General features: G+C 68.7%; 1 protein-coding gene. It reads left to right on the top strand.

Features of this window, described 5'->3' with window-relative positions:
- On the top strand, window positions 1-265 hold a 265-nt coding region (gene rmuC, locus SB822_RS57895), incomplete at both ends, for a DNA recombination protein RmuC (RefSeq protein WP_410859210.1).

Here is a 265-nt window from a genome sequence, read left to right on the forward strand (position 1 = left end):
TCCAGGCCAAGTCGATCGGCGACAAGTACATCGTGCCGCCGCACACCACCGATTTCGCGGTGATGTTCCTGCCCACCGAGGGCCTGTACGCCGAGACCATCCGCCGGCCCGGCCTGGTCGACCTGCTGCAGCGCGAACACCGCGTGGTGGTGGCCGGCCCGACCACCGTGACCGCCCTGCTCAACAGCCTGCAGATGGGTTTCCGCACCCTGGCCATCGAGCAACGCTCCAGCGAGGTCTGGAGCCTGCTGGGCGCGGTGAAGGG

Source organism: Paraburkholderia sp. SIMBA_054 (genome assembly GCF_046534875.1).
Classification (GTDB): Bacteria; Pseudomonadota; Gammaproteobacteria; order Burkholderiales; family Burkholderiaceae; genus Paraburkholderia; species Paraburkholderia hospita.